The following is a 19,292-nucleotide window of genomic DNA, read 5'->3' as shown; positions in this document are numbered from 1 at the left end:
TGGCACAAATTTTAACATAAAATTGACATTTCTGGAACTTTTTCTGGCATCATAAATTAATGGATATTTTTGAAAAAATCGCTGAGGAAAAAATCCGTGAAGCAATGGAACAAGGAATTTTTGATGATCTTCCCAACAAGGGAAAACCTTTAAAGCTGGAAGACCTTAGCTGGGTTCCTGAAGACTTAAGACTTGCCTATAAAATTCTTAAAAATGCAGGATGCATTCCTCCAGAGATAGAAATAAGGAAAGAGATAATAGATCTTAAAGAACTTCTCAAAACAATAGATGATGATGAAGAGAGAATAAAAAAAATCAGAGAACTCAATTTTAAACTTCTTAAATTCAATATTGAAAGAAAACGTCCCCTTTATCTTGAAGACTTTCCTGAATACGAAGACAAGATAATTCAAAAATTCATAGGATAACTGAGAGTTGTGTTAATATTTCGGCAATCTTAGGTTGTCCTTGAAATTGATTTTTTTAAAACTGATTCTGTATAATACGGAAACCATGAATTTATTCACTCAAAAAGAACAGATAAAGGGAATTGTAGAATCCTTACTGTTTATTGCAGAAAAACCACTTTCAATTAAAATTCTCCATACCCTATTAAACATTCCTGAAACTTATCTTAAGGGAATAATTAATGAACTTGCTGAAGAATATAGAACCAGAAATTCAGGAATTATGATTATCAAAATTGAAGATTCCTATCAGATGGTTACAAATCCTCAGTATGCTGAATGGGTAAAGATATTTAAACAGCATACGAATAATAAACTCTCTGAACAGGCACTTGAAACACTTGCTATCATAGCTTATAAACAGCCAATTACCAAAGCTGAAATAGAAAAAATAAGAGGTGTAAATTCTGATTATGCAATAAAAACTCTGATTGAAAAAAAACTTATAAAAATTGTAGGAAAAAAAGAAGTGCCTGGCAGACCCTTTCTTTATGGAACAACAAAGGAATTTTTAAAAACTTTTGGTATTTCAAGTTTAAATGAACTGCCAGCAGTTGTTGATTTTAATAAAGTTAACGCTGCATAGGAGGTGATTTATGAGTAAAATACTTGTCTTCTTAATAGGGATTATTCTTTTGCCATGTCTTGTATTTGCTGAAACTTATACAGTAAAAAAAGGGGATAGCATTTATAGAATTGCAAAGAGATTTAATATTTCCGTTGACGAAATAAAAAAGGCAAATAATTTAAAAAGCAATAAATTGCAGATAGGGATGCAACTGCAAATACCAGATAAAAAAAATAAGATCACAAAAAAATCACAGGATACAGAATATCATATTGTAAAAAAAGGTGAAACACTTTTCAGAATTGCAAAAAAATACAACACATCAGTGGAAGAACTTAAAAGACTTAATGGATTAAATAGTAATAAACTAAGTAGAGGACAGAAACTTATTGTAAAAGCTCCAGAAAAACCAAAAGAAAATATTTCAATAAGAGAGGATGAAAAAGTTCCTGTTTTAGCCTCTGCTAAAACAGACATAAATAAAAAGGTAGAAGAAATAGAGGAAATTAAGGCATCAGAAGAGCTTTCTCAAATGAGCATTGCAGAGAGATTGCTTCTTTTTGCCAAAAAGATGCTTCATCTGCCATACAGATTTGGTGGAAATAGCTTTAGCGGACTTGACTGCTCCTTTTTTGTTAAAAAAGTTTATTCAATGGTTGGAATTGAACTACCAAGAAGTGCAAGAGAGCAGTTCACAGTGGGAGTTCCTGTAAAAAAAGATGAACTTCAACCTGGAGATCTTGTATTTTTCAGAACCTATGCAAAATTTCCATCTCATGTGGGAATTTATCTGGGAGACAACTTATTCATCCATGCATCAACAAGATCAAAAAAAGTAACAATTGACAGTTTAGAAGCTCCCTATTATCTGAGTAGATTTATCGGTGCAAAACGAATTCTTGGAATTGATAAAGAATCTATTGAAAGGGCTATTGAAGACATTAAAAAGCAGGAAAATTAATTAGAATACATTATTTTCCCCATATCACGAATATCATATCCACCAAGCAGGCTCACTGCTTTTTTAAACTCTCCATCTTCTCTTATGAGTTTTAAAACTGCCTGAATTATCGGTAATTCAAGAAAATCCTGAGGAATCAAAATATCATATCTTTCTTCAGTAACAGGAATAAAATCAAGTCCCAGTGCCTGCGCAGCAGAGAGAATCCCTAATCCCACATCAGCTCTTCCTGTAAGCACTGCTGAAGCTACTGCCATGTGAGTGTATTCATCTCTATCATAACCTTTAATAGTATCAGGAGAAATTCCGAGCTCCTTTAAATGTTTATCAAGAAGCAGTCTTGTACCTGAGCCAGGCTGTCTGTTTATGAAAACTATATCTTGACGACTAAGATCTTCAAATCCTTTAATATTTTTAGGATTGCCTTTTTTAACAATAAAACCCTGAATTCTATAAACAAGATTGATGAGAACAACTTTTTTCTCTGGCAAAAGCTTTTTTATAAAAGGCACATTATACTCTCCAGTTGCTTCATCAAGAAGATGAGTCCCTGCAATATGAGCTTCACCTTTTTTAATAGCAATAAGACCACTCATTGATCCAACATGGGCAGAGGAAAGAGTTACATGGGGATATCTTTTTCTTAAAAAGTTATACAAAACATCAAGAGTGTTATCATGACTGCCAATGCAGACTACAGTATTGTCAATCTCCTCTTTGCTACGCCATAAATACACTGGAATTTCAGAGCCTTGAGAAAATCCCTCTGAACCTCTTGGAATAACAATGTATCCATCGGCTCTCACAACGCTCATTAAAAGTCCAGCACCTCTTCCCATGGGAGTTACAACGTATTTCTCTCCTACTCTACCCACCTTAACTCTTACAAACTCATCAATTCCTATGTTTGATGATATCTGTCTTGAAAGTATTGCCTTAAGTTTTTCTTCTTTTTTTGTTGATACACCAAGATAAAGCTCTATCAAAGGTTTAACAAAAAGGTCAAAACATAAAAAAGCTGATACAGGAAACCCAGGTATTCCTAAGACAGCCTTTTCTTTTATAAATCCTGCAATAAAGGGTTTACCAGGTTTTATGGCAACACCATTTATGATAACCTCACCGAGTTCATTAATAACTTTATATGTAAAATCCTCTTTTCCGTATCCAGAACCAGCATTCAATAAAACAATATGACACTCATTTAAAGCATTCAGAACTGCATTCTTTATTTTACCTTCCTCATCTGGAACTATTGGATAAATTTTAGCTTCAGCTCCAGCATCATTTATGAGACTGCCAAGAACTGCTGAATTATACTCTATAAGCTCAGGAGGATTTGGCATTCTTTCTTTAATTGTTTCAGCCTCAATGAGTTCTGAACCTGTTGGAATAATTCCAATAACAGGCCTCATGCGTACTTTTATCTCTGTTATTCCGCTTGCAAGCATTGCTCCAATGTCAGCAGCACGCACCAGATGACTTTCAGGAATTATAAGCTCTGTGGCAACAATATCCTCTCCAATTGGTCTTACATCATTGTAAGGAGGCACAGAGGCATAAATTTCTATACATCCATCCTTTATATTGACATCTTCCACTGGTATTACAGCATCAAAATCATCTGGAAGTGGGTCTCCTGTCTCAATCCAGTAAGCATCAACACCAATTTTGAGTTTTACTGGCTCTCTCTCAGTTGCAGTGAAGGTGTCACGAGCTCTAACAGCATATCCATCCATTGCAGCAGAATGAAAATAGGGAGAGGAAAATCTGGCAAAAACTGGCTCTGCTGTGACTCTTCCTAAGGCAGATTTAACAGACACTATTTCTGCATCAATGGGAAGACAGACCCTTTCTTTAAAAACATTAAAAAGTCTTTCCCTTGCTTCATCAAGTGATAAAAGTTCGTGAAAAACCTTTTTCCCCATTACTCAATTATTCTCAATCCAATAAAATTTGGAGAACGCCTTATATAGCCCCGCTTCTGTACAACTATGTCAAGAGGCAAACTGACTATATCAATCAAAAAGGGGTCTCTGTATTTTATGTAGTGATTTTCTTTAAAGCTTTTTATGTAACTATTACATTCAAGACAGAGTTCAGCTCTTATTTCCTCATCATCAAGAAGAATTTCTATTCTGCTTGAATCTTTGTTAAAACAATAAGGACATCCAATTCTAAAAAAGCTTCCTCCATGTTCACATAAAGGGCAAATCATTATCTTCTCATTATTCTCTGTAATCATTGCAAGTGATGAATCTGTTCCACAGATTGGGCATTTTCCTGTATCCATAAAAGATGCCTGCTTGCCTTCTTTTCTTAAAAAAACAAAAAAGGGTTTACTTAGTATAAAAAGCATTCTTTTAATCTCTTCCTTTGAAAGCTCTTCACTTTGAAGCTGAAGAGACCAAAGACTTGCAGGTTCTTTTACAGGATTTTTCCCGCTTTTTAAAATTTCATCTTTCAAAAATGAAATAGATTCATAGGGAATCTCAAAAAGCAATGAAAAATTTTTAAGAACTATATCAACCAATACAGTCTCGGTGTCAAGCTTTACTCTTTCTTTGTCCTTTTTGCATTGCTCGGTTAAATTTTTTATCTTTTGATAAAATTCAAGAGGGCTTTGCAGATGTGGCTTTTCTTTTATTACTTCTTCAATTTTCATATATCCTCCAGTTTATGGAATTTCTGGTAGTTTTATGTTTAAATCATCACCAGATAAAGCTTCTACAAGAAAGGTTTTCAGTGCTTTCTTCTCATCATCAGTTAAGTTAAGAGGTTTCAACACCTTATTCCCCTTACCTCCACCTTTATTAAAAAAGTCAATTACCTCATCAATGCTCTTAAATATACCATTATGCATGTAAGGTGCAGTTTTTGCAACTTCTCTTAAAGTAGGAGTTTTAAAAGCTTTGTAATCCTTTTTTTTCTTTGTTTTAAAATATCTTCCAAGGTCTTCTTTCACATTCATGTAGTCTGGATATTTATTAATTTTAGCTACATATCGCCTTGTAGTTATGAACTTTGGCTCGTTAACATATTTTGGATTTTCTGGAACCTCCAGTGCATGAAATTCCTGATCACTAAGATAGGCTCCATAATGACATTCTATACATTTTCCTTTTCCTGTAAAGATTTCAAGTCCTTTTTTAGCTTCTGGACTCAATGCCTTTTCATCTCCTCTGAGATAGCGGTCAATGGGTGCATTTTTGGATATAAGTGTTCTTTCAAAGGCTGCAATTGCTTTAGCAATAAGTTTTATATTTACATCCTTGCCAAAAATTCTCATAAAGGCTTCTCTGTATTCCGGAACAATTCTTATTTCTTCTTCAAGAAAATCAAGATTTTGATTCATTTCAAATGCAGACATTATTGGAAATTCTGCCTGTTCTTCAAGAGTTTTTGCCCTTCCATCCCAGAAAAAATATTTTGCATAGGCGACATTCATCAAAGTTGGAGCGTTTCTGAAGTTTCTTGTTGTTGGATAACTAAGAGATATTTCAGAGCCATCTGTAAAGGCTTTTTCAGGATCATGACAATTGGCACAGCTTGTAGTTCCATCCCCTGAGAGTCTTCGGTCAAAGAAAAGCTTTTTCCCCAGTTCAATTTTCTCTGAACTCATAGGATTGTCTTTCGGAATAGGCGGAGGAGGTAGAGGTTCAAGTTGTTTTTTCTTTTTATCAAAAGCAAAACCTTCAATATTGACAGAGATAAAAAAAACAAAAATAGCACAGAAAAAGAAAATAATGCTATTTTTTATTAGCATTTTGAAGTTCCAGTAAAATAATCTCTTTGAAGTAGTCATAGTCTCTTACTCCAAGAATTTTCAGTCCATTTATATAAAAAGCAGGCGTTACATAAAGTTCCATGTCCTTTGCGAGTTTCAAATCTCTTTCAATTATTGAAGCACCTTCCTGGGTGTCTATTGCTTTTGTAAATCTTTCAATATCAAGATTGAGTTCTTTTGCATAGGTTATCAAAGATTCCCTATCAAGCTTTGGTGACCTTTTTATCAATAACTCATGCATTTCAGCAAATTTGCCCTGCTTCCATGCCTCAACTGCTGCCTCTGCTGCGATTCTTGAATAGTCTCTATAGCGATATGGGAAAAACTTAATCACAACTTTTACCTTTCCTTTAAACTCTTTAACCAATCTCTCAATGGTCGGACCGACCTCAATACAATGCGGTCATTGATAGTCAATAAATTCAACAATGGTAACAGGTGCATTATCATATCCAATATAAGGGGATTCTTCCTGGGGCAAACTGTATCTTTTTTCAGCAGCAAATGCACTGGATAGGATAAATAAAATGGACAAAACAAAAATGAACTGTTTAATAGTTTTCATATTTTGATTATATCATAATATTAGTCTCGTAAATTCGCAAAATTTTATATCTTCTGGCATTAATTATCTGGGTCAGGTTAATTGTATCATAGTTGTCTTCAAGAATCCACGAAAATTCAACCTTTTTAAATCCATACTTTTTTGCACCTTTGAAAGCTTCTCTAAGCATTATTGATTCTACACCTTTGTGTCTCATCTCTTTCTTTACCCCAAAAAGAAGAAGCCTTATTGATTGAATTTTTCTTCTGTAATACAAAGCTTTAATTATTGTCAATGGCGTTAGTTTTCCTTTGATTCTTCTTAATACTTCATTAAAATCAGGAATAGCACCAAAGAAACCAACTGGTTTACCATCTTTTTCAGCAACTATAACCAATTCTGGTAATGCTACTGGCTTAAGCTTCATAGCCATGTAGTCAATTTCTTCCTTTGTTATCGGAATAAATCCCCAATTTGAAGCCCATGCTTCATTATAAACCTCCATGAATGCGTAAAGCTCTTCGGTTAAATTTTTCAATTTCACTGTTCTTGCTCTGATTCCCTGTTTTTCCGCAAAATGGGCAATTCTTTCAATTTTTGAAGGAAGTTTATCAGGAATATCTGCTAAAAAACAATAAAGGTCCTTTGCTTTTTTCATTCCATATGCTTCAGCAAGCTTGTTATAATATGGCGGATTATACGGGATCATTATCATTGAAGGAGTATCAAATCCTTCATAAAGAAACCCACATTCTTCATTTGTTGAAAGATTCATTGGACCACGCATTATGGAAAGATTATTTTCTTTAAGAAACTCCTTTGCTTTATCAAATAAAGCATTAGCAACAGTCTGGTCATTTACGCACTCAAAAACTCCAAAAAAACCAGCATTGTCCTGGTGATACTCAAGATGAGCATAGTTAACCAGGGCAGCAATTCTTCCAACAGGTTTTTCTCCTTTGTAAGCAATATAAAATTTAACCTTTGCTCTTTTAAAAAAGGGATTTTTCTCACTAAGATGCTCCATCATATCCTTAATTAATGGAGAAGCGTAAAAGGAATCGTTTTTATAAAGTTTTAATGGCAGAGTAACAAAATCCTTAAGCTGTTTTTTATTTATAACTTCTTTTATTTCCAAAGCTTCTTTATCCAAAAAAATTTTTAAACCATTTAATAATCCTGCAAAGGATATAATTACAGTGTAAATTGCAGTCTCTTTTATTGTCAATAAAAATATTTGAAACTTTTATCCATTTTATTTTATGATTTTAGATTATGCAAACTACCAAAGGAGGGTTCCATGCAAGAAGCTATGAAAAACTACTATGAAGAAGTCAAAAACTTTAAACTCCATGTTCCAGAGAAATTTTCATTTCCTCTTGATGTATTTGACAGATGGGGTGATAAAAAAGCTCTATTATGGACAGATGGCAATGAGCTGAAAACATTCAGTTTTAATGACTTAACCCGGCTTTCAAGCAAACTTGCAGGTGGATTTAAAAAGCTTGGGCTCAATAAAGGAGATAAAATTTTAATCCTGCTTCCAAATATACCTGAATGGTGGATAATTGTTCTTGCAGTTATGAGAATTAATGCTGTTGCAATTCCTGGAACAACACTTCTAACTGCAAAAGATATTGAATACAGACTCAGCGCAGCTCAGATCAAAGCTGTTATATCAGATAGTGAGAATGCATCAAAGATTGAAGAAGCTGTCAATAAATTTGGAAAAGATGTAATTTTAATAAATTTGGAAAATCAGTCAGGATGGCATAAATATGAAGAGCTTTTAAAAAGTGAAACCTTTATTGGTGAAAGAACATTCTCCAGTGATCCTGCATTTATATTTTTCACATCAGGTACAACTGGATTGCCTAAAATGGTTCTTCATACTCAGGTCAGTTATCCCCTTGCCCATACAACAACTGGAAAGTTCTGGCTTGATTTAAAACCAGGTGACATTCACTGGAATATCTCTGACACAGGCTGGGCAAAAGCAGCATGGTCAAGCTTTTTTGGACCATGGAACATGGGAGCCACAGTTTTTAGCTATTACAGAAGAGGTAAATTTTCACCCTCACTGATTGTGGAAACATTAAAAAAATACGAGATAAACACTCTTTGCGGACCTCCTACTGCTTATAGAATGATTGTTAAAGAAATTCCTTTAAATGAATTGAATTTCAAGACAGTAAGACACTTTGTTGCAGCAGGTGAGCCTTTAAATCCTGAAGTAATTAACTTATGGAAAGAAGCGACAGGAGAGTATATTTATAATGGTTATGGACAAACAGAAACAGTAAATACTCTTGCCATGTTCAGATTTATTCCAATGAAACCAGGAGCAACAGGACTTCCAACACCTGGATTTGAAATGGATATAGTTGATGACAACGGCAAGCCTCTTCCTCCTGATACAGAAGGAAATATTGCAATTAAGATAAATCCTCAAAGACCTGTTGGACTTTTTCAGGAATATATTGGTGACAAATTAGAAATGGCTGCTGCATTCAGAGGTGAATGGTATTATACAAGAGACCGTGGTTATAAAGACAAGGATGGATATTTCTGGTTTGTTGGAAGAGAAGATGATGTTATTATAAGTGCAGGATATCGTATTGGTCCCTTTGAAGTGGAAAGCGCTCTTATTAAACATCCTGCTGTTAAGGAAGCTGCTGTTGTGGCAAGTCCTGATGAAGTCAGAGGAGAAGTAGTTAAAGCGTTTATTGTTCTTACTCAGGATTATGAACCTTCTGAAGCCCTTGTTAAAGAAATTCAGGATTTTGTAAAAAAGGAGACAGCACCATACAAGTATCCGAGAAAAATAGAGTTTGTAGATGAACTTCCAAAAACAATAAGTGGTAAAATAAAAAGAAAGGAGCTCAAACTAAAAGAGTTTGGCAAATTAAAATAAATTATGTCATATATAGCAGTCATAGGAGCAGGAAGCTGGGGAACAACCCTTGCTTGTCTCCTTTGTAAAAAAGGATTTGATGTAATAATCTGGGCAAGAAAAAAAGAGATTGCTGATTCTGTTAATTATAAAAAAGAGAATCCTTTATATCTACCTGAGATTAAACTGCCAGAGAGTTTAATTGCTACTGATGACATATTTGAAGCAGTTAAAAAAGCCAGATTTATCGTAAATGTTGTTCCAACTCAGCATATAAGATCTGTTTTTGTTTCTTTAAAGGGTAAATTAAACGATGAAAATATAATTATAAGTGCCTCAAAGGGTATAGAAAAAGAAACATTAAAAACACCTTCAATGATTCTTGAAGAAATCCTGAATAAGAAGATTTATGTGCTTTCAGGCCCTTCCTTTGCAATTGAAGTTGCTCAAGAAAAACCTACAGCTGTAACAATTTCTGGCATTGAGAAAACAGTGAGACTGCTTTTACAGGAAATCTTCAGTACTGCTTACTTTCGCGTATATGAACACGATGATCCTCTTGGAGCAGAAATTGGAGGAGCTGTAAAAAATGTTATTGCAATTGCTTCTGGTATCTGTGATGCTTTGGAGCTTGGTAACAATGCAAGAGCTGCGCTCATTACAAGGGGATTACACGAAATCATAAGGCTTGGCAAAAAAATGGGAGCAAAAGAAATAACCTTTTCTGGATTAAGCGGACTTGGAGACCTTTTTCTCACATGCACATCAAAGCTATCAAGAAACTTCACTGTTGGATACAGGCTTGGCAGAGGCGAACCATTAGAAGAGATCTCAAAAAGCATGCGAGGAGTTGCAGAAGGTGTTGATACAAGCCTTTCTGTAATGCAACTTTCAAAAAAACTTGATGTGGAGATGCCAATTACTTCTGAAGTTTATCAGGTTATTTATGAAGGCAAATCACCTGAACAGGCAGCATGGGACCTAATGAATAGAACCTTAAAGCCAGAGTTTTATTAATTTAAATCAAGTTTCATAATAATGGCATCTTCTTCAGGCAAAACATAATATTTTTTCCTTACTCCCACCTTTTTAAATCCCATCTTTTCGTAAAAACTGATTGCCTGTGTATTTGATACCCTTACTTCAAGAAAACAGGATTTTACAAAATTTTTTATCTCATCAAGAACATTCCTCATAAGTTCTGTTGCAATGCCTTTTCTTCTTAGTTTAGGTTTTACAGCAATTGAAAGCAGTTCTGCTTCATCAAGTATTATTCGCAAAACTATATAACCTGCAATTTCTCCATTAAATTCAGCAACTTTAAGAATGGATTGAGGATTTAGAAACTCACTCATAAAAGATTTTAAAGACCATGGCACAGAAAAACTCTGCTTTGAGATCTCCAGAACTGCTGGAAAGTCTTTTTCTTTAAGCTCTCTTATTATTAAATTCATCCAAATTTTATCTCTGCTTCTGATTTCCTGAGATAAACGGGTTTCAAATCCTTTGCATGAATTGCTTTTTCTATTCTCTTTGATGCTATAAAGGCTACAATTGCTGGATTTGGTACTGAATATATGGAATTTAAAAATAAGGCTTTGCCACCAAATTTTTCAATCAGTTTTTCTTTATAAAGTTCTACACCACTTCCAACAAATAATGTGTCTTCTTTAATCCATTCAGCTAAAGCTTCTATATTAATTACCGAATCTTCTTTAATTCGTTGAATTTCATTATCATTCCATCGGAATAGCGCAGCAAACACTTCTTTTTTTCTTGCATCAAGAATCGGGCATATTTGATATTTACAGTAAGGAACTCCCCATGCAATGCCTTCAAGTGTGGACACAGGAATCACCTTTTTTTGAGTTACAAAGCTTAATCCTTTCAATGTGCTCACTGCAACTCTTAGTCCTGTAAAAGAACCAGGTCCAACAGTTACAGAGTAGTAATCAATTGTTTCAATTGGAATTTTCATAGTTTCAATAACATGAGCAATCTCTGGAAGAAGTTTCTCAGAATGGGCAGCCTTAAACTCCATAATAGACTGAGCAATGAGTCTGCCATCCTCTATAACCGCTACACCAGCATATTTTGTTGAGGTATCAATTCCTAAGAGCCGCATCTTTCAATTTTAACAATATATCTTTTACCATCTACCCAGGGAAGGTCAAACTCTTTTGTTTGTATCCTGTATCGCTCGGGCAAATCTTTGATTTCCTCCTGCAGTTTCAATGATTTACTTATTAAAAAACATCCGCCCTTTTTAAGTAAATGTTCACATTTTTCTACAAACTCTTTTATGCTCCATACTGCTCTTGACACAACAATATCAAACTTTTCATTAATTTCCTGAGCTTTTGCTTGATAAACTTCAATGTTGGTAAGTTCAAGCTTTCTCTTTAAATTTTTCAAAAAAGCACATTTTTTCCATGAAGGTTCAATCAATGCTATTTTTAAATCAGCTCTCACAATTGCAATCGGTACACATGGAAAACCAGCCCCACTTCCAACATCTGCAATACTCAATGGTTCTTTGGGAATAAAATACAGATACAAAAGAGAGTCTAAAAAATGTTTCACCACTATTTCTCTTTCATCTTCAATAGAAGTGAGATTATAGGCTTTGTTCCATTTTTTAAGCTCTGCGATATAAAGTAAAAACTTATCAACTACTGCTTCATCATTGAGATTTAAACATTGTTTTATAAAGGTTTCTAAATTTTCCATAATATTATTTTTTACTGCCTGTGTCTTTTTGAACTGCTACCATAAGTATTGATATTGCTGCTGGTGTAACACCAGGAATTCTCATTGCCTGACCTATTGTTCTTGGTCTTACCTCATTTAGTTTTTGTACAACTTCTCTGGAAAGCCCTGGAAGATTAAAATCAAAATCTGGTGGAATAATTTTTTCTTCAAACTGTTTCATTCTTTCAACCTGTTCCATCTGTTTTGCAATGTAACCTTCGTATTTAATGTGAATTTCAACAAGTTCCTCAATTTCTTTTGTAAGATGTTCCTGAGAAGGTGCAAACTTTTTAATAAATTCATAGTTAATCTCTGGTCTTTTAAGAATCTTTTCAAGGGATGTAGCTTCTTCTATGGGAGTTGTCTGAGCATCAATCAGAGCTTTATTAAGTTGCTCTGAAGGTTTTATAATTGTAGTTTTCAATCTTCTGATCTCCTTTTCAACTGCTTCTTTTTTCTTTAAAAACTTTTCATATGTTTCCTCATCAACCAGTCCTACTCTGTATCCATATTCTCTTAGCCTGATATCAGCATTGTCATGTCTGAGAAGAAGTCTGAACTCTGCACGAGAGGTAAACATTCTATAAGGCTCCTGTGTGCCCTTTGTAACAAGGTCATCAATTAAAACTCCAATATAAGCCTCATCCCTGCCAAGAATAAGAGGTGGTTTTCCTTTTATCTTTAATGCAGCATTTATGCCTGCCATTAATCCCTGTGCAGCAGCCTCTTCATAGCCACTTGTTCCATTTATCTGTCCTGCAAGATAAACTCCTTCAATTCCCTTTACTTCAAGAGTGTGTTTTATCTGAGTGGGATAAACAAAGTCATACTCAATGGCATATCCAGGTCTCATGATTTCTGCATCTTCAAGTCCGGGAATAGTTCTTACAAAGGCAACCTGAACATCATAAGGTAAGGATGTAGGGATTCCATTAGCATAGTACTCCTTTCTGCTAAGCCCTTCAGGTTCAAGAAATATCTGATGTCTTGGCTTTTCTCTGAATTTTACAACTTTGTCTTCAATGGAAGGACAGTAACGAGGACCTATTCCCTTTATTTTTCCGCTGTAAAGGGGTGAACGGTCAAGATTGTTAAGTATTATTTCATGTGTTTTTTCATTTGTGTAGGTTATGTAACAGGGTACCTGTGGATTGGTAATTTCTTCTGTGGAATAGGAAAATGCTGGAGGAGGAAAATCTCCCCATTGCTCCTCTGTCTTTGAAAAATCTATTGTTTTAGCATCAATTCTTGGTGGAGTACCTGTTTTAAGCCTTCCCATTTTAAGCCCTATTTTCTTTATTGACTCTGAAAGTCTTTTTGAAGGAAACTCTCCAGCACGACCTGCTTCAAAAGAATCAAGTCCGATATGAATCAATCCATTTAAAAATGTTCCTGGGGTTATTATGACAGCCTTTGCTCCGTAAAAAACACCGAGAGAAGTTATAATTCCTTTAACTCTACCATTTTCAACAACAATCTCCTCTACCATTGCCTGTTTTATTGCAAGATTTTCCGTTGCCTCAAGAAGTTTTCTCATGTTTACATTGTAAAGGATTCTATCAGCCTGAGCTCTGAGGGACCAGACAGCTGGACCTTTTGAGCGATTAAGCATTCTAAATTGAATGCCTGACATATCCGTTACCTTTGCCATTATACCACCCAGAGCATCAATTTCCCTTACAAGATGGCCCTTTGCAAGTCCACCAATGGCAGGATTACAGCTTAGTTGTGCGATTGTGTCAAGATATATTGTAAAAAGAGCTGTGCTTAAGCCCATCTTTGCACAGGCATGTGCTGCTTCACAGCCTGCGTGTCCTGCTCCAACAACAATTATGTCAAAATCTTTTTCTTTATACATTTTTTCCTTCTTTTTTATTATAATAAATGTAATGAGTTTTCCTGTATTCAGACATACAATTTCCAGATTTAGAGAGCTTTTAAAAGAAGATGGTCAGAAAGTTTCTCAATTAATAAAATACGACCCTGTAATTGCCTATCTTATATTTCAGGAAGTTAACAAGCCTTGCGGAAAAATAGAAATAACAAATTTTTCCCAAATGGTAAACTATCTTGGAACAAAGAAAATTGAAGAGATCATCATTCAGAGAGACCTCTTTCTTGAAAGTGAAGATTTATACATATGGGTCTATGGAATCCTGAGTGCTGAAATTTCAGCTTTAATATCAGAAAAATTTTCTCATATCCATAGAGATGAAGCATTTTTTGCAGGAGTTTTGCCTTCTCTTGGATTGCTTTTTATGATAAATGAGTTTCCCAAATACAGAAGCATAATACATTTTCTCGTAAAGCTTCCACTGGAAGACAGAGTTTTTATTGAAGCAAAAGCCTTTGGAACAAATCACATTGAGACTCTCAAAAGAAATATACTCTGTCCTCCTTTTAAAGATGTTGTAAATATCTTAAATAAAATGTTTCCAGAGGATGGTACAAAGGATATAAAAACTGCTGTTCCTCCGAGAGGCTCTACATTGCAAAGTTATTTTGACTTAGCATTACTCTCAGACCTCTCGGCTTATGGTGCTCAGGCTTTGATGTTTCCTTCAGTTATTGATAATCGTGAATTGTTTCTTGAGCTTGCAAAAAGATACTTTCGCATAAAAGAGTCAGATTCTCTTGAAATTCTTCAGAGTGCTATGGATAGATTTCTTTCAATCGCCCAGGAGTTTAATGTCATTGAAGAAATTCAATTCTCTACAGAGACATTTTATCAACTTAAAAAATTCAAGTTTGAAACAAAAAATCCTGTTTTTGCAAATATGGTGAAAAATCTATTTGAAGAAAATGCCAGAGACAGAAATATTTATATTTACGGTGAAAGAGCTGTTGGTAAAAGACTCCTTGCAGCAGCTCTTTATACAGACGATAATAATCCCCGCAGAGAAAAACCTTTTGTAATGATTTTTTGCGATATTGAAGAAGACACACTTGAGGAGGAATTTTTCGGAATTAAAGAAGGATATCTTGGTAAAAAAGGTAAAAGAGGGGTATTAAAAAATGCAGAGGGAGGAACTCTTGTTATAAAAGAGTTTGACAGCATGCCAGGAAGTTTTCAGGACAAGCTTGAAAAAGCTATTAAAACAGGCAAGGTTTATAGAGTGGGAGATATAAATCCATTTGATTTTCCAGATGTAAAATTTATTCTTGTTGGTAAAGATGATATAAGAATAAAAGCAGCACAGGGAGAGTTTTCAAGCTCTCTTATTAAGCTTCTTAATCCTTTTTTCTTTAAAATCCCTCCATTAAGAGAAAGAAGAGAAGATGTTTTTTATATAGCAGGAGAGATTGTAAAAAAATATAATCTCAATATTGAAGATAAACTCACACAGCCAGAGATTATAGAAAAACTTAAAACTGACCCATTCCCGAACAATCTTAGGGATTTGAAAAGATTTCTATTTTTAATCTATATCCAGAAACTTCTTAAATCTTAAATACTCAATCCCACCAACGAAAGAAGCAAAAAACTGAGAAAGAAACCATAAAAAGGAGACTGCCACAACCTGAGCATCACCAAATGATTTTCCGAAAAATAAAATAAAGCACCACTCTCTCACTCCAATACCTGATACTGATACTGGAAGCATGGAAATCAGTATAATAACTGGCAAAAAAATGCATACTTCAAAAAAAGACACTGAAATATAAACTCCAACAAAAATCAAATAAACTGAGACAATTACAATAAACTGAACAAGGAAAGAGTAAAAAATCGCCTGCAAAATCTGTTTTCTATTGAAACTCAAAACATAATCATGCATTTCTTTAAAAAATTTAATTTTTCCAAGCAATAACAGAAAAATACTCCCTAAGATAAATAATAAAAAACTTAAAGGCACACTCCATACAAGCCTGTGCTCTGGAAGATCTGTATAAAACAAACAAAAAAATATAAAACCTATTAATAATAAAGCAAAAAGCCCTGTGTATCTTTCCATAAAAACTGATGCCAAAGCCTTTTTAAGCCCTGCTTTTTCTTTGATCATGAAAATTTTTATTACATCTCCTCCAACTATTCCGGGCAGAACATTATTAAAAAATGAGCCAATAAGATAAAGAGAAAAAAGCTTTGAAACTTTTAAATCTTTCTGAGGAAGAAAAATTTTCCATCTCAGCGTGGATATGTATGAAGAAAGGATGTATAAAAATGAGGCAGATAAAAAAATTAAAGGATTTATTAGAAAAAGGGCATTTAAAACATGGTTAATCTCAATTTTTTTAAAAAGATATAAAATCAATAAAAAAGTTACTGCAAGACGAATGAAAATCTTTATATGTTTCTTCAATCTCCAGGTCCTAAGATTTTTTTTAGAATGTAAATGGGTTTTTTCTGAGTTTCATGATAAACCCTTACTATCATCTCACCAAGAAGTCCCATGCCAACAAAATTAAGTCCAATCAAAACAGAAAAAAATCCACCAAGTAAAAGGGGCCTTCCACCAATGGATATTCCATAGAGAATTTTAAGTAAAACAAGGTATCCAACAATTGCAGCACCAAGAATCATAAATAAAACTCCAATTGGACCAAAAAATTGAATTGGCTTTGTTGAAAAGCTATGTAAAAACTTTACAGTGACAAGGTCTAAAAGAACCTTGATTGTTCTTCCTATTCCGTATTTTGATTTTCCTCTGTATCTTGGATGATGTTGAACTTCAATTTCTTTTATCTTTACTCCATACCAGCTTGCAAGGGCTGGAATGAATCTGTGCATCTCACCATAAAGCTTGAGATTTTTAACAACTTCTCTACGATAAGCTTTCAGAGAGCATCCATAGTCATGAATCCTTACGCCAGTAACCTTTCCAATAAGCCAGTTTGCAACTATGGAAGGAAGTCTTCTTGACAGAAATGGATCTTTTCTTTTTTTTCTCCAGCCACTAACAAGATCTGCATCATTTATGGCTTCAAGAAACTTTGGTATATCTGCAGGATCATTCTGAAGATCACCATCCATTGTGATAACCACATCTCCTCTTGCAAAGTCAAATCCTGCTGCAAAGGCTGCGGTCTGTCCAAAATTTCTTCTGAAGCTTAAGACAACCACATGGGGGTCCTGTTTCTGAATCTCTTCAAGAATTTTGAGGGTATTATCACTGCTTCCATCGTCAATATAGATGATTTCATAAGAAAGTGGTAGTATGCTTAAAGTCTCATTTAGTTTTTTATGAAGTTCATTTATGTTTTCCTCTTCATTGTAAAGTGGTATAACCACTGATAAATCCATTTTTACCTCCTTCAGTAGGTTTCTGGTAAGTTTATTTTCATACCTTTAAAATTGTAGCATCTAAAAATTGTATAATCTCTAATTTTAACTCTTTTTTTATAAACAGTGAAATGCTCTGAATCACAGCGTTCAAAAGCAGAGGAAACATCAAGCTCTGGCGTGCTTCTTACTCCATAAACAACATAAACTCCATGAACTGTGCCATTAAGTTCACTGTTTATTGACTGCCACAGGTCATACTGATTCATTCTTCTTCCAAGATTTATGCAGTAAACAGAGGGATTACCTTTTGTGTAAAAGGCAAGCTCGCTTGAAATCTGATATCTATCAGAGAAGATCACAACTTTCCCTGTCTTTTCAAGCTCTCCTTTTATCTCTGATACTTTTAAGCCAAGTTCTTTCCATCCCTTAAGCCTTTGAGAAGGATCAAATTTCTCAGAAAGATTTAGATATGGCAGAGTATGATTAAAAACAGTAAAAACAATTGCTATCAAAACTGCAGATAAAACAAGTTTTCTATAAAGCCTGCAGACGAAAACATAAGCAATAACAATTAAAAAGGGAATATACGCTGGCATTGCCCAGTTTGCCTGAACTTTTCCCTGAATACTTTTAAGCAAAAAGAAAACAAAAACAGGCATTGAAAAAGATATAAGAAACCATCTATTATCAGGCTTAAGGCTGAAGGCTGAAGGCTTAAGGGGCACCCCAAAAACTCGTAGAGTTTTTGGGGACCCCTGAAGGAGGAAATAAAATCCAAAAATAAAAACAAGAGGTGTTACAACAATCAACTGGCTACCGATAAATTCAAAAAAATATTTCAATGAAATTTTTAATCCATCATAAACATGTGCCTGCCCTGCTGTGTGTTTAAGTGTAACCCAGTCATGCTGGGCATTCCAGATTATTACAGGAGAGAATACAAGCAGAGAAATAATTAAACATGCATAAAGCCATGGATTTTTTAAACTTTTCCATAATCCCTTTTTCATCAAATAAATAATCATACAAAAATAGAAAAAAGCCATTGTATACTTCGTAAGAAGTCCAAGACCTATAAATAATCCTAAAACCAGAAAGTAACCTCTTTTTTCTGTTGCAAGAATGAAAAGATACATTGAAACAATCCAGAACAAAATAAAGGGGCTGTCAATTGTAAAAAGAACTCCAAAGGTTGAAAAAAGAGGAATCAGCTGAAACAAAACTCCGCTTATGTATCCAGTTTTTTCATCAAAAAGCTTTTTGCCAATTTTATAAACAAAAAAACTGCTTAGAAAGGAGCAGATAACTGCAAAGATTCTCACTCCAAAGGGATTATCACCGAAAAGCCATGTGGAAAAAGCAATTAAATAGGCAATCATTGGACCCTTTGAGTAATAGCTTAAATCAAGCCTTCTACTCCATTCCCAATAATGAGCTTCATCAGGGCTGATGTCCAAGGGTCCATGAAGAATAAAGTAAATCCTGAAAAGACTGAAAATTAAAAGGAAGAAATAAAAAAATCTTTTCAGATTGTTCACTGATAAAGTGGCTTTAAAAACACCATAACCAATAATTAGACCAACTATAGCACCACCCACTACATCCGTAAACCAGTGCACACCAAGATAAAGCCTTGACAAACATATTAGCAAAGCTACTGAAATAATATAGATTGAAATCAGCTTAGAGTTCCATAATCTTTTTCCAGAAAGAATTAAAATAGTTGCCACTGCTAAGGAGTTTGTTGCATGATTTGATGGAAAACTGTAAGAAGCTGTGCATCCAACAACTCCTCTAAAATACTCTGTATGGCAGGGACGAACTCTCTGAATGAGATTTTTTATCTCAAGAGAAAACCAGTCAGAAATAAAAACACCCAATGTGATGGCTGCAATTAAATAGACAACTCCCATGTAATTCTTTGCTTTGAAGTATTTAAATATCATGTAAAGAAATAATGGTAACCAAACTATCCAGCCTACTTGAGTAAGAAAAAGCATTATGCTGTCTAAAAAACTGTTTGAAAGAGTTTTATGAAAAAATAAAAATATTTCTTTTTCCATATCCAGTTTGAAATTATAACATGTTATAATT

At 34.3% G+C, this 19,292-nt stretch carries 18 protein-coding genes; 6 read left to right on the top strand and 12 right to left on the bottom strand.

The window, feature by feature from the left end; genetic code table 11:
- Positions 1-59 precede the first annotated feature (59 nt).
- From ACYQ3X_RS01815 to ACYQ3X_RS01805, 3 genes are all read left to right on the top strand, one after another.
- Positions 60-428, top strand: a complete 369-nt coding sequence (locus ACYQ3X_RS01815) for a DnaJ family domain-containing protein (protein WP_460180134.1) — start codon at positions 60-62, stop codon at positions 426-428.
- A gap of 85 nt (positions 429-513) precedes the next feature.
- Positions 514-1,053: an SMC-Scp complex subunit ScpB gene (scpB, locus tag ACYQ3X_RS01810; protein WP_460180133.1), complete on the top strand. Its 540-nt coding sequence runs from the start codon at positions 514-516 to the stop codon at positions 1,051-1,053.
- Positions 1,054-1,063: 10 nt separating this feature from the next.
- Complete coding sequence (locus tag ACYQ3X_RS01805; RefSeq protein WP_460180132.1) at positions 1,064-1,996, top strand: C40 family peptidase; 933 nt, start codon at positions 1,064-1,066, stop codon at positions 1,994-1,996.
- Here the strand turns inward: ACYQ3X_RS01805 and ACYQ3X_RS01800 are convergent.
- From ACYQ3X_RS01800 to ACYQ3X_RS01780, 5 genes are all read right to left on the bottom strand, one after another.
- Complete coding sequence (locus ACYQ3X_RS01800) at positions 1,993-3,924, bottom strand: molybdopterin biosynthesis protein (protein WP_460180131.1); 1,932 nt, start codon at positions 3,922-3,924, stop codon at positions 1,993-1,995. The genes ACYQ3X_RS01805 and ACYQ3X_RS01800 overlap by 4 nt on opposite strands.
- Positions 3,924-4,661 (bottom strand): formate dehydrogenase accessory protein FdhE, encoded by a 738-nt coding sequence (locus tag ACYQ3X_RS01795; protein ID WP_460180130.1) that lies wholly within the window; start codon positions 4,659-4,661, stop codon positions 3,924-3,926. The genes ACYQ3X_RS01800 and ACYQ3X_RS01795 overlap by 1 nt, the downstream gene beginning before the upstream one ends.
- Positions 4,662-4,673: 12 nt before the next feature.
- Positions 4,674-5,762: a cytochrome-c peroxidase gene (locus ACYQ3X_RS01790; RefSeq protein ID WP_460180129.1), complete on the bottom strand. Its 1,089-nt coding sequence runs from the start codon at positions 5,760-5,762 to the stop codon at positions 4,674-4,676.
- Positions 5,746-6,177, bottom strand: a complete 432-nt coding sequence (locus tag ACYQ3X_RS01785; protein ID WP_460181678.1) for a DsbA family protein — start codon at positions 6,175-6,177, stop codon at positions 5,746-5,748. Before ACYQ3X_RS01785 ends, ACYQ3X_RS01790 begins: the two co-directional genes overlap by 17 nt.
- A gap of 178 nt (positions 6,178-6,355) precedes the next feature.
- Positions 6,356-7,555: a GNAT family N-acetyltransferase gene (locus ACYQ3X_RS01780; protein ID WP_460180128.1), complete on the bottom strand. Its 1,200-nt coding sequence runs from the start codon at positions 7,553-7,555 to the stop codon at positions 6,356-6,358.
- Between the two features lie 72 nt (positions 7,556-7,627).
- Here ACYQ3X_RS01780 and ACYQ3X_RS01775 point away from each other — a divergent pair, with 72 nt between their 5' ends.
- Entirely contained in the window at positions 7,628-9,241 is a 1,614-nt protein-coding gene (locus tag ACYQ3X_RS01775; RefSeq protein WP_460180127.1) for an acyl--CoA ligase, read from the top strand.
- Positions 9,242-9,244: 3 nt separating this feature from the next.
- Positions 9,245-10,237 carry an NAD(P)H-dependent glycerol-3-phosphate dehydrogenase gene (locus tag ACYQ3X_RS01770; protein ID WP_460180126.1) on the top strand — a complete coding sequence of 331 codons (993 nt, stop codon included), beginning with the start codon at positions 9,245-9,247 and terminating at the stop codon, positions 10,235-10,237.
- Here the strand turns inward: ACYQ3X_RS01770 and rimI are convergent.
- The 4 genes from rimI to mnmG are packed head-to-tail and all read right to left on the bottom strand — an operon-like array spanning position 10,234 to position 13,829.
- Complete coding sequence (gene rimI, locus ACYQ3X_RS01765; protein WP_460180125.1) at positions 10,234-10,674, bottom strand: ribosomal protein S18-alanine N-acetyltransferase; 441 nt, start codon at positions 10,672-10,674, stop codon at positions 10,234-10,236. The genes ACYQ3X_RS01770 and rimI overlap by 4 nt on opposite strands.
- Positions 10,671-11,345, bottom strand: a complete 675-nt coding sequence (gene tsaB, locus ACYQ3X_RS01760) for a tRNA (adenosine(37)-N6)-threonylcarbamoyltransferase complex dimerization subunit type 1 TsaB (protein WP_460180124.1) — start codon at positions 11,343-11,345, stop codon at positions 10,671-10,673. Before tsaB ends, rimI begins: the two co-directional genes overlap by 4 nt.
- Positions 11,333-11,950, bottom strand: coding sequence for a 16S rRNA (guanine(527)-N(7))-methyltransferase RsmG (gene rsmG, locus ACYQ3X_RS01755; RefSeq protein WP_460180123.1), 618 nt, complete (start codon positions 11,948-11,950; stop codon positions 11,333-11,335). The genes tsaB and rsmG overlap by 13 nt, the downstream gene beginning before the upstream one ends.
- A gap of 4 nt (positions 11,951-11,954) precedes the next feature.
- Positions 11,955-13,829, bottom strand: coding sequence for a tRNA uridine-5-carboxymethylaminomethyl(34) synthesis enzyme MnmG (mnmG, locus tag ACYQ3X_RS01750; protein ID WP_460180122.1), 1,875 nt, complete (start codon positions 13,827-13,829; stop codon positions 11,955-11,957).
- A 31-nt stretch (positions 13,830-13,860) separates the two neighbouring features.
- Here mnmG and ACYQ3X_RS01745 point away from each other — a divergent pair, with 31 nt between their 5' ends.
- Positions 13,861-15,423: a sigma 54-interacting transcriptional regulator gene (locus ACYQ3X_RS01745; RefSeq protein ID WP_460180121.1), complete on the top strand. Its 1,563-nt coding sequence runs from the start codon at positions 13,861-13,863 to the stop codon at positions 15,421-15,423.
- On the opposite strand, the gene ACYQ3X_RS01740 is transcribed toward ACYQ3X_RS01745, so the two are convergent.
- The 3 genes from ACYQ3X_RS01740 to ACYQ3X_RS01730 are packed head-to-tail and all read right to left on the bottom strand — an operon-like array spanning position 15,391 to position 19,261.
- Entirely contained in the window at positions 15,391-16,275 is an 885-nt protein-coding gene (locus ACYQ3X_RS01740) for a lysylphosphatidylglycerol synthase transmembrane domain-containing protein (RefSeq protein WP_460180120.1), read from the bottom strand. The genes ACYQ3X_RS01745 and ACYQ3X_RS01740 overlap by 33 nt on opposite strands.
- On the bottom strand, positions 16,272-17,216 hold the full coding sequence (locus ACYQ3X_RS01735; RefSeq protein ID WP_460180119.1) for a glycosyltransferase family 2 protein: 945 nt from the start codon (positions 17,214-17,216) through the stop codon (positions 16,272-16,274). Before ACYQ3X_RS01735 ends, ACYQ3X_RS01740 begins: the two co-directional genes overlap by 4 nt.
- An 11-nt stretch (positions 17,217-17,227) precedes the next feature.
- Positions 17,228-19,261, bottom strand: a complete 2,034-nt coding sequence (locus tag ACYQ3X_RS01730) for a glycosyltransferase family 39 protein (protein ID WP_460180118.1) — start codon at positions 19,259-19,261, stop codon at positions 17,228-17,230.
- Positions 19,262-19,292 lie beyond the last annotated feature (31 nt).

The sequence above is a fragment of the Thermodesulfovibrio sp. TK110 genome (genome assembly GCF_054658355.1).
This window is presented reverse-complemented; position numbering and strand designations above follow the sequence as displayed.

Excerpts from the sequence above, each read along its gene's own strand:
- ACYQ3X_RS01730 (WP_460180118.1), bottom strand. The coding sequence starts at position 19,261 with ATGGAAAAAGAAATATTTTTATTTTTTCATAAAACTCTTTCAAACAGT.
- ACYQ3X_RS01770 (WP_460180126.1), top strand. The coding sequence starts at position 9,245 with ATGTCATATATAGCAGTCATAGGAGCAGGAAGCTGGGGAACAACCCTT.
- ACYQ3X_RS01795 (WP_460180130.1), bottom strand. The coding sequence starts at position 4,661 with ATGAAAATTGAAGAAGTAATAAAAGAAAAGCCACATCTGCAAAGCCCT.
- ACYQ3X_RS01790 (WP_460180129.1), bottom strand. The coding sequence starts at position 5,762 with ATGCTAATAAAAAATAGCATTATTTTCTTTTTCTGTGCTATTTTTGTT.
- mnmG (WP_460180122.1), bottom strand. The coding sequence starts at position 13,829 with ATGTATAAAGAAAAAGATTTTGACATAATTGTTGTTGGAGCAGGACAC.
- ACYQ3X_RS01775 (WP_460180127.1), top strand. The coding sequence starts at position 7,628 with ATGCAAGAAGCTATGAAAAACTACTATGAAGAAGTCAAAAACTTTAAA.
- scpB (WP_460180133.1), top strand. The coding sequence starts at position 514 with ATGAATTTATTCACTCAAAAAGAACAGATAAAGGGAATTGTAGAATCC.
- tsaB (WP_460180124.1), bottom strand. The coding sequence starts at position 11,345 with ATGCGGCTCTTAGGAATTGATACCTCAACAAAATATGCTGGTGTAGCG.
- ACYQ3X_RS01805 (WP_460180132.1), top strand. The coding sequence starts at position 1,064 with ATGAGTAAAATACTTGTCTTCTTAATAGGGATTATTCTTTTGCCATGT.
- ACYQ3X_RS01735 (WP_460180119.1), bottom strand. The coding sequence starts at position 17,216 with ATGGATTTATCAGTGGTTATACCACTTTACAATGAAGAGGAAAACATA.
- rsmG (WP_460180123.1), bottom strand. The coding sequence starts at position 11,950 with ATGGAAAATTTAGAAACCTTTATAAAACAATGTTTAAATCTCAATGAT.
- ACYQ3X_RS01815 (WP_460180134.1), top strand. The coding sequence starts at position 60 with ATGGATATTTTTGAAAAAATCGCTGAGGAAAAAATCCGTGAAGCAATG.
- ACYQ3X_RS01800 (WP_460180131.1), bottom strand. The coding sequence starts at position 3,924 with ATGGGGAAAAAGGTTTTTCACGAACTTTTATCACTTGATGAAGCAAGG.
- rimI (WP_460180125.1), bottom strand. The coding sequence starts at position 10,674 with ATGAATTTAATAATAAGAGAGCTTAAAGAAAAAGACTTTCCAGCAGTT.
- ACYQ3X_RS01745 (WP_460180121.1), top strand. The coding sequence starts at position 13,861 with ATGAGTTTTCCTGTATTCAGACATACAATTTCCAGATTTAGAGAGCTT.